The 13,896-nt window shown below is 73.8% G+C and carries 8 protein-coding genes and 1 pseudogene; 4 read left to right on the forward strand and 5 right to left on the reverse strand.

Annotated features, from left to right (window positions below; translation table 11 throughout):
- Positions 1-145: 145 nt before the first annotated feature.
- Positions 146-1,090: a quinone oxidoreductase family protein gene (locus IF67_RS0136520; RefSeq protein ID WP_030993077.1), complete on the reverse strand. Its 945-nt coding sequence runs from the start codon at positions 1,088-1,090 to the stop codon at positions 146-148.
- 762 nt (positions 1,091-1,852) lie between these two features.
- Between IF67_RS0136520 and IF67_RS0136525 the strand changes: the two genes are divergently transcribed.
- Both IF67_RS0136525 and IF67_RS42530 read left to right on the forward strand, forming a co-directional pair.
- Positions 1,853-3,481 carry an FAD-dependent oxidoreductase gene (locus tag IF67_RS0136525; RefSeq protein ID WP_030993078.1) on the forward strand — a complete coding sequence of 543 codons (1,629 nt, stop codon included), beginning with the start codon at positions 1,853-1,855 and terminating at the stop codon, positions 3,479-3,481.
- Between the two features lie 143 nt (positions 3,482-3,624).
- Positions 3,625-4,154 (forward strand): annotated as a pseudogene (locus tag IF67_RS42530) (RNA ligase family protein); the annotation flags it as partial.
- 54 nt (positions 4,155-4,208) lie between these two features.
- Here IF67_RS42530 and IF67_RS45885 read toward each other — a convergent pair.
- The 3 genes from IF67_RS45885 to IF67_RS0136545 are packed head-to-tail and all read right to left on the reverse strand — an operon-like array spanning position 4,209 to position 10,587.
- Positions 4,209-6,158, reverse strand: coding sequence for a helicase-associated domain-containing protein (locus tag IF67_RS45885; RefSeq protein WP_030993079.1), 1,950 nt, complete (start codon positions 6,156-6,158; stop codon positions 4,209-4,211).
- Complete coding sequence (locus IF67_RS0136540; protein ID WP_030993080.1) at positions 6,155-7,645, reverse strand: SWIM zinc finger family protein; 1,491 nt, start codon at positions 7,643-7,645, stop codon at positions 6,155-6,157. The genes IF67_RS45885 and IF67_RS0136540 overlap by 4 nt, the downstream gene beginning before the upstream one ends.
- Positions 7,642-10,587, reverse strand: a complete 2,946-nt coding sequence (locus tag IF67_RS0136545) for an SNF2-related protein (RefSeq protein WP_030993081.1) — start codon at positions 10,585-10,587, stop codon at positions 7,642-7,644. The genes IF67_RS0136540 and IF67_RS0136545 overlap by 4 nt, the downstream gene beginning before the upstream one ends.
- A 535-nt stretch (positions 10,588-11,122) precedes the next feature.
- On the opposite strand from IF67_RS0136545, the gene IF67_RS0136550 reads away from it, so the two are divergent.
- Both IF67_RS0136550 and IF67_RS0136555 read left to right on the forward strand, forming a co-directional pair.
- Complete coding sequence (locus IF67_RS0136550; RefSeq protein WP_051819017.1) at positions 11,123-12,703, forward strand: UvrD-helicase domain-containing protein; 1,581 nt, start codon at positions 11,123-11,125, stop codon at positions 12,701-12,703.
- Positions 12,704-12,749: 46 nt separating this feature from the next.
- Complete coding sequence (locus IF67_RS0136555; RefSeq protein ID WP_030993083.1) at positions 12,750-13,064, forward strand: DUF6343 family protein; 315 nt, start codon at positions 12,750-12,752, stop codon at positions 13,062-13,064.
- Positions 13,065-13,159: 95 nt separating this feature from the next.
- Here the strand turns inward: IF67_RS0136555 and IF67_RS0136560 are convergent, their stop codons facing one another.
- A complete protein-coding gene (locus IF67_RS0136560) occupies positions 13,160-13,573 on the reverse strand; it encodes a tetratricopeptide repeat protein (protein ID WP_030993084.1) in 414 nt (137 codons plus the stop codon).
- Positions 13,574-13,896 lie beyond the last annotated feature (323 nt).

Genomic DNA, 13,896 nt, shown 5'->3' on the forward strand with positions numbered 1-13,896 from the left:
GCTGTCTCCCCTGGCAGTGGTCCGCGCCCGAAGGCGCACGGCAGTTGCGCTGCGAGCCGGCACTCCCGCCGCCCGCGGTTCCCGGCGGCCGGCGGGGTGTGCTCCCGCAGCCGTGGTGCCCGTCCGGCTTCCCGGGCTACCGGAATTATCGGGCGGCGTCGAGGGCCAGTTTCCCGGCCTGGGTGCGTGCGGCCAGATCGTGGTGCGCCCGTGCCGCCTCGCCGAGCGGATGGACCGCGCCGGTCAGCGGCTTGAGGGTGCCGTCGGCGACCGCGTCGAACAGCGCCCGCATCGACGTCGGCAGCGCCGTACGGTCCGCGTAGAGCTGCGGCAGCCAGAAGCCCGAGACGGTGATGCTCCGCTCCATCAGCGTCCGGGTCGGCACGCTCGCCAGCTCGCCCCCGGCGAACCCGTAGACGGCGAGCCGGCCGCGCGGCGCGACGGCGGCGAGGGTCTGCTCGAAGGTGACACCACCGGTCATCTCCAGCGCCGCCTCGACCGGGCCGCCGGCCGCCTCCAGGATGCGCTCGGTCAGATCGCCGGCGGTCGAGTCGATCACCGCGTGGGCGCCGAACTCCTCGGCCAGCTTGCGCTTTTCCGGGGAGCCCGCGAGGCCGATGACCTTGGCTCCGGCGTGCGCGGCGAGCTGGACGGCCAGCGAACCGACGCCCCCCGCCGCGGCCGGCACGACGACGGTCTCTCCCGCGGTGAGGCGCAGCGAGGTGAACAGCAGATGCCAGGCGCTGTTGCCCTGGAGCGCGAGCGCGACGGCCTGTTCGTCGCTGACGGCGTCGGGGACGTCCCAGGTGACGCGGCGGTGCAGCAGCGTCCGCTCCGCGTATCCGCCGCCGCGGCACAGCCCGACGACGCGCCGTCCGCCGTCCACCGTCCCCACGACCTCGTTCCCGGGTACGTACGGCAGCTCGACGGGCGCGAGGTAGGAGTCGCCCCGTGCGTGCACGTCCGCGTAGTTGATACCGGCCAGGGCCACCTCGACCAGCGCGTGGCCGCCGCGGGGCGCGGGCTCGGGGACGTCCTCGAGCCGCAGCACGTCCGGGCCGCCGAATTCTCGCATCACAATCGCGCGCACGACTCTCCCTCAGGTTCTCCGGTGCGGTGCCCGCACAGGGTAGGCACGTCGGTCATCTGCCCGCGGTTGCCCGGCTATTTCGCGCCAACCCTGCGGCGCTTCACAGCCCGCCGCCCCTCTCGTCACGAGAAGTTCCGGGCTGCTTTCTCGCGTCGCGAGAAAGCTCCGCAGCGTTTTCCACCGCTTACGCCGTTTTGCAGCAGATCTACCCAGCGGTATCGCCCGGGTGGCTACCATGCGTCCCTCGCTCAAACCCGGCTGTCGGATGTGATCGCCGCCGCCTACGATCCCGAAATGTGTCCGCCGTTGACCAGATGCGACGGCTGCGTCCCCCGGGGCAGAGCGCTTTGTGCGAGGCAGCTGCGCTCGCCCGCCCCACCCGGTGATACGGGCGGGTGGCGGAGGAGGACGTGGCGGTGCGCAGGGCAGGGCGGGCACGGCCTGAGGGGGAATCATGATGGGGAAATCGGGGGGCGGCAGGCCGGCGTTCGCGTCGGCCTGCCGGGACCCACAACGCGCGCAACCGCTTCCACCGGCACCTCTGCGCATGCTGCGGACCGCTACCGCGTCCCTGCCGTCCTCGTTGACGGCTTCGTTCAGGGCTTCGTTCACGGCCTCGGTGACGGCTTCGCTCACGGCCGCCACCGGCGCCGTCATCGCCGCCGCACGCCGGCATTCCCGACCGTATGCGGCACCGCCCTTTCTGGACGTGTCCCGCGCCCGCCGGGGATCCGTGCTCCGCCGCCGAGAGAGGGACTGCCCATGACCGGGTCGAGCACGACGAGCAGCGACGGGCTCCAGTTCACCCATCCCTACCTCGCCGTGGTGCTCGGCGGCGGCTTCACGGGCATGCTCGCCGCCGCGACACTGTCCGAACACGCCGACGTCATCGTCGTGGAGCGGGAACGGCTGCCGCGGACCCCCGCCCTCCCCACCGACCTCCCGCAGGCGCGGCACGCCCATCTGCTGACGGCGGCCGGCGCCCGGCTGGTCGACGCCCTGCTGCCCGGGAGCGTCGACAGCTGGCTGGCCGAGGGCGCCCGCCGGGTGCCGCAACCGGCGGAGCTCACCGGCCGCCCCTCGAAGGGCTGGTCAGGGCGACGGGCCCGCAGGGAGTGTCTGATCGCCTGCTCCCGCGATCTGCTCGACCGGGTCATCCGCCGGCAGGTACCGGCCCTCCCCGGGGTGAGCGTCCTCGACGGCACCGAAGCGGCCGAGCTGACCGGCACCGCGGAACACATCACCGGGGTACGCGTCCGCGACACCACCACCGGCGCCACCTACCGCCTGGACGCCGACCTCGTCGTCGACGCCACCGGGCGGCACTCCGCCACCCAGGACCGGCTGACCGCACTGGGACTGCCCACCGCGCGCGAAGACGTCTCGGACTCCGGGATCGTCTCGGCGACCCGTATCTTCCGGGCCCCGGTCGGCATGGAGGTCCCGGTGCTCACCACCCGTTCGGCGTTCACCGGCCCGGTTCCCGGCCCCTTCGCGTCGCGGCGCCCGGTTCCCGGGAAGACGGCGACACTGGTCCCGATCGAGGGCGGACGCTGGCTGGTCACGCTCACCGGCGCCGGGGACGACCGGCCCTCCGAACACGCGGGCCGGTTCGTGCCGTTCGCCCGTCGCACGGGCAGCGCCGTCATCGGCGACCTCATCACCGACGCCGAGCCGCTGAGCGAGGTACGGCTGTCCCGCACGACCAGCCGGCGTCGGCGCTATGAGCAACTGCCGTCCTGGCCGACGGGGTTCGTCGTCCTCGGCGGTGCCGTCGCCTCCCTCGCCCCCGACTGCGGACAGGGCCTGTCCCTCGCCGCCCATGGTGCCGCCACGCTGCGCGGGGCGCTGCGGCGGCACGGGATGGACGATCCGGCACTCGCCCGCAAGGTGCAGCAGACCATCGGGCGCCTCGTGCAGGAACCGTGGTCGCTGGCCGCCGGCACGGGGCTCCACTCCCCCACCGCGGGCCGGCCCGTCGTCAGCCGCGCCTACCTCGACGTGGTGACGCCCGCCGCTCCGAAAGCCCCGGCCCCGCGGCTCTCCGCGGCGCTCGGCCTGCTCCGGGGTACGGCACGGATCCGCCCGGCGGCAAGTGGCGCACCAGGCGTACCGGCCGCGCCGGAGCCGGCCCCGGCCCCTGTGCCGGCCACGACCGGCACATCGTCGGCCGCCGGCCCGCGCCCCCCGGCAGCGACCGGTGCCGCCGCCCTCCCGGCGACACCTGCCGCCACGCTCTCGGCCGCGCCGCCCGTTCCGGGACGCCCCTCGCCCCCGCCGCACCCCGCCTCCGAACCCGCCCCCAGGCGTCTCCCGCGCCCGCTCGGCTTCGGCCCGACGGCACTGCGCCGCATCGGCGGGGCCGGCAGGCGGAAACCGGCCGACGACTGAGGTCCCGCCCGCCGGCCCGGCCCCCGTCCCGGGTGAAAACCGGTCGCCCGGCGGCCCGGCCTCGCGCACAGTGGTGGCGGGGCAGCCGCGTCGGCGGCGCCCGACTGCTGGTGCAGAACGGGGAATGGGATCTCGACGTCCGGGACGAGCACGTTCAGGTGACGTCCAAGGGGCTCGGTGCGCAGCGGCTCGCGCTGGTCGAGGATCCGAAGAACCTGTACTGGCGGGCGGTGCGCGGCCATGACGTACCGCGGGTCGCGGCGAAGATCGCCGGGGAGCTGGGGGCGTCGCGGGTCGGCGTGTTCGGCGAGGGGTACGGCGACGGCGTCCAGGATCTCGGCTACGGCGCGGCGAGCCGGCGTACGCGGTGTTCGATATCGCCGTGGACATCGGCGGACAGCTGCGGTGGCTGGATCAGCAGGAGCTGACGACGGTGCTGGACGGCAGGCTTCCGGTGGTGCCGACGCTGTACAGCGGCCCGTACGACGCGCGGCTGGTGATGGAGCTGGCCGAGGGCCGCGAAACCCTGTCGGGACGTGCCGTCCACCTCCGGGAGGGGGTGGTCGTCCGTCCGCTCCAAGGCCGCTACAGCGCGGAATTGGGCGGGCGGGCCCTCGCGAAGGTGGTGAGCGGCGCGTATCTGACGCGCAAGGGCGGCACGGAGTACGAGTAGCCCGCCCCCGCATTGCGGCCCGTGGTGCGGTGCGCAGTGCGGTCGGCCACCGGGTCATCTCTCACCTGCCGCAGCGGCCTCCTGTTCCGTCGGGTGCCCCAGGAGGCGGTGGGCGAGGGCCAGCGGCGCGTGGGGGTTGCGGGTGGGGGCGGGTGCCTTGGCGCGGTGCGCGGGGAGGCGTTCGACGGTGGCGGTGCCGGTGTCGGATTCCAGGGCCGGTGCGTAGCCCGCGGCACGCAGCGCGTCCAGGGTGGCGGCCGGCGGGCGGCCGCTGACCAGGACGGTCGGGGCGATGGCACGCAGCCCGAGGTCGCGCAGTGCACGGTGCGCGGCAAGCTCTTCGACCAGGGCTTCGTCGTCGGAGCGGATGCAGCAGGCGGCGGGCAGGACGCGCATCCGGCCGTGGGAGCGGGCGGCGTCCTGGAGGAGGTAGCCGAGCGGCTGGGGCAGGGTGCCGGTCGCCGAGGCGCGGGTGAGGTCCTCCCGGAGGGTCTCGGCGCTGTGGCCGGCGTCCAGCGCGCGGCGTACGGAGCGGTGGGTGAAGCGCCAGGTCACGGCGTGGCCCTCGGATTCGCGGTCGGCCGCGGAGGCGAGCAGTGCGTCGAGCGCGGCGGCGGGGCGGCCGGGCACGACGGCGGTCAGATCGGCCTGGAAGTGGGCCTGTTCGAGGAACGGCGGGAGCAGATCGGCGAGCGGCTCGTCGAGGGAACGCGGGTCGGCGAGCAGCGCCCGGCCGAGGGGGGTGAGGGTGCCGTGGGCGGCCAGCCCCAGGTAGGTGGCTTCGTGGAGGGTGTGGGCGGCGCGTTCCCCGGCCATCGGCTGGTGGGTGACGGCGAGGGGGCGGTGCCAGTCCGCTGCCCGGAGGAGGTCCTTCCACGGGGTGCGCATGCCCGCCGCCGGCTCCGGGGGTTCCGTGAACGGTAGCGGCGGGAGGGGTGCTCCCGCGCCGAGGGGGACGGTGTCCAGGGCGGCGAGGAGGGCGTGCCGGAGGGCGGGTGCGTGCCGGTCGTGTCCGCGGACCAGGGCGGTCGGGGTCTCGCCGAACGGGGTGTGGGTGGGGATGTCCCACAGCCCTGACCAGGCGGCCAGGAGGGGGGCGAGGCGGGCGCCGGGCGGGCGGCCGAGCCAGTCGTCGTAGGCGCCGGTGGGCAGCGCGGTGATGCCGGACGGGCTGCGGGTCAGCGCGATCAGGTCGGCGGCGAGCGTGAGGTCGAGGAGGAGGCGGGTGTGCGGTTCGGTGGCGCCGGCCGCCTTGGCCAGCCGTTTGATCTCCCGTACGGCCAGCCCGCCCGACTTGCGCAGCGCGGCGGGCTGCGTCGCCAGGGCGGCCAGCAGGCGGTCGACGGTGGCGGCGAGGGTGGCCGCGGCGGCCCGCGATTCGTCGTGCGGCGAGGTCGTCGGGGGAGGGGTGGCGGCGGGCGTCGCGGGGGTGGCGGTGTCGTCCGGGGCGGGCCGGGGGGCGTCCGCGAGGAACGGGCCGAGGTCGTGGGCGGCCAGGAGTTGCGGGGCGCGCGGCGGTACGACGACCGTGCCGTCCTCGGCCGGCGCGGCGAGGCCGTCGTCGCAGAGGTGGTGCAGCGCGGTTTCCGCGGCGGTGCGCGCGGGTCCGGGCGAGGTGGCTCCGAGCGCGGCGAAGACCTCCTCGGGCTCGACGGGTTCGGTGGCCAGATGCGCGAAGGACAGCCGGTGCGCCATCAGGGACTGGTAGCCGGCGCCCGGGGCGGGGGCGGCGGGGCCGGGGGCGTCCCGCCCGGCGCGCTCCTGGCTGATGCGGGCGGTGGCGGCGAGCACCTGGATCTGGGGGTGGTCGAGATGCAGCACCAGTTGATGGAGGGTTTCGTAGGACCACAACGCCTGTGCCAGGCCGCGCAGTTCAGTGGGGGCGGGGCGGCGGGCGAGCGGCTCGGCATGACGGGTGAGGAGCGCGGCGAGCTGCTCGGGGGTGCGCCGGGCGAGGGACCGGGTGAGTGCGTCGAGACCTTCCACGGCGTTGAGGTTAGTCATCGCGCGAGCAGGGTGCTGAGGGCGCCTACGGGGTCGGGCTCCGCGGGGCCGGTGGGCCACCAGTCCTCGGTGCCGGGCTCGGATTCGTACGGGTACCAGCGCTTGTCGTGGCCGAAGCGGAGCTGGATGCCGCGGTCCGCGTCGGTGAGGTGGTTGTGGCGCGGGCGCAGGGCCGGGAGGTCCGCGGCGAGGAGGGCGCTGCGGGCCCGGTCGAAGTCGCCGGCCGGAGGGTCCCAGGGGGTGTCGAGGAGGGCGAGGCCCTCGGGGCCGCCCTGCCGCCAGGCGGCGACGGAGCGGGCCACGTCCGTGGTCGTACGGCCGGTCGCCGTGGCGAGGTCGCGGTAGAGGGCCCGGGTGGCGGAGGTCAGGCCGGCGGTGGGGTGGGCGGTGGCGGCCAGGCGGATGGCGTCCTCCCACGGGGGCAGCGCGGGGAACGGGCTGTGGACGGGCGGGTGCCCGCCGCCGTGGCCCGGGGATGCGGCGGCGGAGACGCAGGCGTGGGCGCGGGCCGCGGCGTCGGCTGCCAGGAATTCGAGGGCGGCGGGGTCGAAGGGGAGGGTGTCGCCGTCCGGCAGGGCCGGCGGGCGGCCGGGCCGGTCCGGCGCCGGCAGCGGGGGCGGGAGCGGCGGGCGGGGGCGGTCGGCGAGCGCCGCCTTGGCCATCACACCGCCCACCGGCGGGGCGCCCGGCGCCTCGGACTCCCCGGGGTCAACGCCGGGCGTCGCCGGGGTGCTTGGCGCGGAACCGGCGGCGCGGGTCTCTCCCCCGGCCTCGGGGCCGCGGCGGTGCCGGGGCGGCCGGGCGGTCGCGGGGGTGCGGGAGTGCGCGTGGACATGCGTGTGGGTTTGGGTGTGGGCGTGGGTTTCGCGGGCGGTGTGGACGGTGTTGCGGCGGGAGAGCTCGTCGAGGAGTTCGCGTTCGCCGCGGCCGCGCATCAGCAGCAGGACGAACGGGTCCGCGTCCAGGAGGCGGGCCACCTGGAAGCAGAGGGCGGCAGCGTGTTTGCAGGGCCTGCCGTGGTCGGGGCAGGAACACCGGGGGACGAGGTCGCCCGCCCCTGGGAGGAGACGCACCTCGCCCTCGGCCAGGGCCTGGGGCAGCTTCTTGGCCAGCAGGGCGGTGAGCCGGCCGGGGTCCGCGGCGATGGAGTCCAGGAGGCCGTCCCACTCCTGGTCGGTGAGGGTCCTGAGGCGGATTTCCGCGCTGTAGGGGCGGGGCCTGCTGCCGCGTACGGTGGCGACGATGCGGCCCGGGGTGACGTTGATGGTGTCGACATGGCCGTCGCGGGCGTAGGTCCGGCCGCGGGCGAGCCGGGCACTGTCGAGGGCCGTGGTCTCCAGCGCGTCCAGCCAGGCGCTGCCCCACCAGGATTCGGCGAACAACCCGCGGGCACCGGGCCGGGCCGGCAGGGGCGGGAAGGTGCGCGAGCGGTCCGCGCGGGCCAGCCGGTCCGCGGCGGCGGGCCCGGAGGTGGGGCGAGGGGTCATCCGGGCCTCCTGAGGGAGACGAGATCGGCCAGTTCGGCATCGGACAGCTCGGTGAGCGCGGTCTCGCCACCGGAGAGCACCGCGTCGGCGAGCATCCTTTTGGCGCTGAGGAGTTGGGCGATGTTGTCCTCGACCGTGCCCTCGGCGATCAGCCGGTGGACCTGGACGGGCCGGGTCTGGCCGATGCGGTACGCGCGGTCGGTGGCCTGCTCCTCCACCGCCGGATTCCACCAGCGGTCGTAGTGGATCACATGGCCCGCGCGGGTCAGGTTCAGGCCGGTGCCCGCCGCCTTCAGGGACAGCAGGAAGACCGGGGCGTGGCCCGACTGGAAGCGGTCGACCATCCTCTCCCGTTCGGCGACGGGGGTACCACCGTGCAGGAGCTGTACCGGGATGCCCCGGTGGGACAGATGGCCTTCGAGCAGCCGTGCCATGCCCACGTACTGGGTGAAGATCAAGGTGGCGCCGCCCTCGGCGAGGATGGTGTCCAGGAGTTCGTCGAGGAGTTCGAGCTTCCCGGAGCGGGCGGCGAGGCCGGGGGCGGCTTCCTTGAGGTACTGCGCGGGGTGGTTGCAGATCTGCTTGAGGGCGGTGAGCAGCTTCATGACCAGGCCGCGGCGCGCGATGCCCTCGGAGGTCTCGATCCGGGAGAGGGTCTCGCGGACGACGGCCTGATACAGCGCGGCCTGTTCGCGCCCGAGCGCCACCGGGTGGTCCGTCTCGGTCTTGGGCGGGAGTTCGGGGGCGATCCCGGGGTCGGACTTCTTCCGGCGCAGGATGAACGGGCGCACCAGTCTGGCCAGCCGCTCGGCCGCCCGCGGGTCCTCACCGCCTTCGACCTCACGGGCGTGCAGCGCACGGAACGTTTTGAGGGAGCCGAGGAGCCCGGGGGTCGTCCAGTCGAGGAGCGCCCACAGCTCGGAGAGGTTGTTCTCCACGGGCGTGCCGGTCAGAGCGATCCGGGCGGGGGCCTCGATGCTGCGCAGCGCCTTGGCCGTCGAGGAGCGCGGGTTCTTCACGTGCTGGGCCTCATCGGCGACGATCCAGGCCCAGGACCGTCCGGCCAGTTGGGCGGCGCTGCTGCGCATCGTCCCGTAGGTCGTCAGCACGAAGCCGCCCTCCAGGCCGTCGAGGCTGCGGCCGGCGCCGTGGAAACGGCGTACGGGCGTGCCGGGGGCGAAGCGCTCGATCTCACGCTGCCAGTTGCCGAGGAGAGACGCCGGGCAGACCACGAGCACCGGTTCCGCGGGCTGTCGGTGCAGATGCAGCGCGATGACGGTGATGGTCTTGCCCAGGCCCATGTCGTCGGCGAGGCAGCCGCCGAGGCCCAGGGAGGCCATGGTGTCGAGCCAGGCCATGCCCCGTAGTTGGTAGTCACGGAGGGTGGCCCGCAGTCCGGGCGGCTGGGGCAGGGGGCGCGCCTCAGCGGTGAGACGGCCGCGCAGCGCGGCGAGAGCCCCCAGGGGCACCACCTCGACCTCCTCGCCGTCCACCTCCGTGGTGCCGTTGAGCGTCGCGGCGAGGGCATCGGCCGGCTCCAGGTAGCCCAGTTCGCGCTTCCTGGCCTTGCGGACGAGCCCGGGGTCGACCAGAACCCACTGGTCGCGCAGCCGGACGACGGGGCGGTGCGCCTCGGCGAGGGCGTCCATCTCCGCCTCGCTCAGCGGCACCCCGTCCATGGCCACCTGCCAGCGGAAATCCAGCAGTTCACGGGTGTCGAAGAAGCCGAAGCCGTCCGCTGCCGAGCCCGGCGCCGGGCGCAGCACGGCCGCCGCGGTCAGACCTCGGGTCAGTTCCCTGGGCCAGTGGACGGTCACTCCCGCGGCGCCCAGGCGTGGCGCCGCCTCCCCCAGCAGCTCGTACAACTCGTCCTCGCTGAGCGCCAGTACGTCGGGGACCGGCTGGTCCAGGAGGCGGGTGAGCGGCGCCCAGACGCGGGCGGCGCGGCGCAGGGCGAGGAGGGTGTCGATACGGGAGCGCAGTCCGAAGTGGTCAGGGCCTTCGCCCTCCCACAGTCCGCGGGCGTCGGCGACCAGGGTGGGGTCGGTGAGGCTGTGCACCTGGAGAACCGCAGCCGCCGCACTGCGCTCCTCGGTACCACCGGTCCCGCTCTCCTCACCCCTGTCGAAGAGCTTGTGCGGAGCGAGATCGAGACGCAGGGAGAGCCGTACTCCCGCGTCGACGCCGGCCGCGACCTCGGCGGCCCATTCCCGGGCGCCGGGAAGGTGTTGCGGCGCGCTCGCGGCGAACGGCGCACCGGCCACCAGCGCCGCGGCGGGCGTGCGCGGCAGCGTATCGGCGACCGCATCCACGTAGAGCCGCACCAGGGCCGCGGGGTCGTGCACCTGGAGCGGGCGGCTGCCGGGGATCGGCACCGCATGGGCGTCGGCGGGCATGGCGGCGGCGATGGCCCGCAGGTGCGCGATGTCGTCGGGGTCGAGCGGGCCGGCGCGCCAGGCGTCGGTATCCTCGGTGGTCAGCCCGGGAAGCAGTCTGCCGCGCGCGGCGAGATGCAGCGCATGCAGGGTGGCCGCGCCCCAGCAGGCGGCGGCCGGGTGGGCGGCCGGATCGTGCCCGGCACGGACCAGCAGCGGGACGGCCTCGGCCAGCGGGAGCAGCAGCGCGGGGACCGTACGGCTGCGGGCGCCGTTTCCATGACGGCGGGCGACCGTCAGCTGCCCCTGCTCGGCCACCCCGTCGATGCTCGGCGCCGCATCGTCCCTTCCCCCGGTTTCGACGTCCGGGAGCGCGCCGCCATCGGGCCGCCACAAGGCGACCCTCCCGGCGCGCGGCGGCTGCGCGGGCAGGAAGATTGCGGCACATCGCCCCATGTCAGCGCCGCTTCCACCATCTTTCCCCACACCACCGGACCCGGTTGTGGGCGTGGGCGGCTCGCCCCACGGCCGGGACTCCCCTGCCGCCGCCTCCCACCGCCTCGTCATGCCATCCCTTACTTCCAGCTCGTCATTTCTCGGTCGTCGATCTTGGCCATGAATTCTCGGTCGTAAATTCTCGGTCGTTCATTCTTGATTGTTACGGCTCGGCCGTTCCGCCCCGGCCGCAACGGCCGCCGAGCCCGACCTGACCCCGGCTTCCTACGCCCCCGACCTGCGAGTCTACGGACGTATCCGCCACGCCTTCCGCCCCCGGCCTCCGCACCGCCCTCCGCCGCCGGGCGACGCATTACGGGACGCGCACGCGTGGACCGAACCCTCCCTCGGCCCGCGCACGCTCCTCCCACCGCATGACGCAGGAGGCGGCGCACTACCCGCCAACCCCGACTTCGCCGCGCGGCACCCGGCCACGCGAGACCGATGGAAGCAGACGGCACTGACAATGCGCCCTGACCAGGCCTTCCGCGCACCGTCCGGAGTTATCCACAGGCCGCACATTTCCCTCTTGCCCTCAGCCCGAAATCCGCTACGGTGAGTGATGTCATCACTCTCAGTAATCGATCAGCATCGCTGAGGAGCGCTCATGCACCTCCCCACACCCGAACAATCCGCCGCGGCGGAAGCATTTCCGACCGGCTCGCATCTGGTGATCCAGGCCGGCGCCGGGACCGGCAAGACGACGGCCCTCGCGATGCTCGCCCGCACCGCGCGGCGCCAGGGCCGGTCAGGCCGCTATATCGCCTTCAACAGAGCGGTCGCGCGCCATGCCGCACGGACGTTCCCCGCCGAGGTGGCCTGCGGGACCGCCCATGCCCTTGCCTACACCGCCGTGGGCAGGCGCTACCAGGCGCGGATGAACGCCCCTCGGCAAGCGGGATGGCGCACGGGCGCGGCTCTGGGCATCGACGAGAACATGACCATGCGGGCCGGCGCCCGCAAGGTCACCCACAAGGCACTCTCGTACACGGTCCTGCGCACGGTCACCCGCTTCTGCCAGTCGGCGGACAGAAACATCGGGCCGCACCACGTCCCGCCCCTGCGCGGCGCCGAATCCGAGCCACTGCACGCACAACTCACCGAGCTGGTCCTGCCCTACGCGCGCAAGGCCTGGGCCGACCTACAGCATCCGGACCGCGGCGTCGTCCGCTTCGAGCACGACCACTACCTCAAGATGTGGGCACTGCGTGAGCCCGTCATCCCGGCGGACTTCCTGCTCCTGGACGAGGCACAGGACACCAACCCCGTGGTCGAGCAGGTCTTCACCGCACAACGCGACCACGCCCAACTGGTGCTGGTCGGAGACTCCGCTCAGGCCATCTACGGCTGGCGCGGCGCGCGCGACGTGATGACCGGATTCGACGGCAGACAGCTCAGCCTCTCCCGCTCGTTCCGCTTCGGTCCTGCGCTTGCCACCGAGGCCAATCGCTGGCTCACGATCGTCGGTGCCCCCATCCGGCTCACAGGTTCGCCTCTTCTTCACACGGAGTTACGTGCCGTCCGCGCGCCGGAGGCGATCCTGTGCCGGACAAATGTGGGAGCGATGGTGGAGGTGATACGACAGCTGGAGGCGGACCGCCGGGTAGCCCTCGCGGGCGGCGGCGAGGCACTCAGCGCTCTCGCCCGCGCCGCACACGACCTCGAGGCCGGGCGCCGCACCGGCCACCCCGAGCTGATGCTCTTCGAGACCTGGGGCGAACTGCGCGAGTACGCGGAGTTCGATCCGGCCGGACGGGATCTGCTGCCCCTGGTGGAGGTCGTCGACGAGCACGGCACGGAAGCGTTACTGCGTGCCCTGGATCAGCTGTCGCCCGAGGACTCCGCCGACGTGACGGTGTCCACGGTCCATCGGGCCAAGGGACGGGAGTGGGCGAGCGTGCGTATCGCGGACGATTTCACGGGGCCCGATGATCTTGACGAGGCCGGGGAGGACGGAGCCCCGCTGCCCGGCCCGATCGACATCAACGAGGCGCGCTTGGCCTATGTCGCCGTGACCCGCGCCCGGTCGCTGCTCGATATCGGCGGACTGTCCTGGATCAACAGCCACCCCGCCGGCGTCCCACTGCCCCACCCGCACCCCGACCCGCCCTCCACCGAGAGGAATCCCTTGGAGCACGCACCAAAAAGAACGGCATCCACCACGAAAAGAGGTGTCAGGGACAGGTGACTGGGGCGCCGATCGGGAGGATCCTGGAGGTGGGAGATGGGTGACGATGCGTACGGGAAATGAGCCCCTTCAGGCTCGCAGCCCGTTGAAAATCCGCCGCGGGCTGGCGCTGTGGGGGTTGCTGTGGGCGATCGCAGGAGCCGTGGCATTCGCCAATGCCGGGCGACCGGAATGGGCGGCAGCGTGTGCCGCACTGGCGATGGTGGCGGCCACGGACCTGGCGATGGTGATCCGCCATATCCGCCAGGGACCGCACTACCAGCCGGGCAAGGACATACCGCCCTACGCCCCGGACCGCGGCCGGAACGACTCGTTCGGCATACGGAAAGGCACCGGCCGGCGACGGAACACCAGACCGTAGAAGCTATAGCGAGACGGGAGATGCTGCAGGGCGACAATGCGCGCATCGCCTCCGGCGGCAGAGAGGCCGGCACCCGACCGGCACGGTCGGCGCGGCTACTCCGGATCGCGGTCCGGGCTGCCGGGGTCGCGATCGCCGCCGCCAGCGCCGGGTGCGAAGCGTGCCGCTTCGATGAACTCCGGGCGCGGTTCGAGGGCCGCTGCAAGTCGGAAATGGCGCAGTGCCTCCTCGGAGCGCCCGGCACGCTCCAGGGTGCGGCCGAGTGCGAAGTGCGCGAAGGCGTTGTCCGGCTCGCGCTCCAGCACGATCTGGAACTCCAGCTCCGCAGGCCGTAGTTGAGCAGCGAGAAAGAAGGCGCGGGCGCGCAGCAGTCGGGCTGCGGTGTTCTCGGGGTGCGCGGTGATGACCGAGTCCAGCAGCCGGATCGCACCGCGGGGGTCACGGGCCGCCAACAGCTGCTCCGCGGCGCGGAAATCGATGACATGCGTCTCGGGGCTGCTCTCGGGCACGGCCTGCTCCTCTCCGTCGCCGCTGGGGGCGTCCGTCAACCACGGACCGTACGGCGTCGCCTGCGGCACAACAATCCCGTCGGTCGCGGCATTCCCCGGCCGACACGGCCTCAACCGGCTCCTCCGGCCTCCGTGACCTCCGTGACCTCCGTGACCTCCGCATGAAAGCCACTACGAGCTGGGCGGGAGGAGGGCAACAGGCACAGGAACAGGCAGGACGCGGGACGGGCCGAGCCGAGCCGAGCCGAGCCGAGCCGAGCCGAGGGACCGTAGCAACGACCGGCGGAAGTGAGGTGGGGTGGGGTGGGGGCCCCGGGGGGAGG

The sequence above is a fragment of the Streptomyces sp. NRRL S-1813 genome (assembly GCF_000719605.1).
Taxonomy (GTDB): domain Bacteria; phylum Actinomycetota; class Actinomycetes; order Streptomycetales; family Streptomycetaceae; genus Streptomyces; species Streptomyces decoyicus.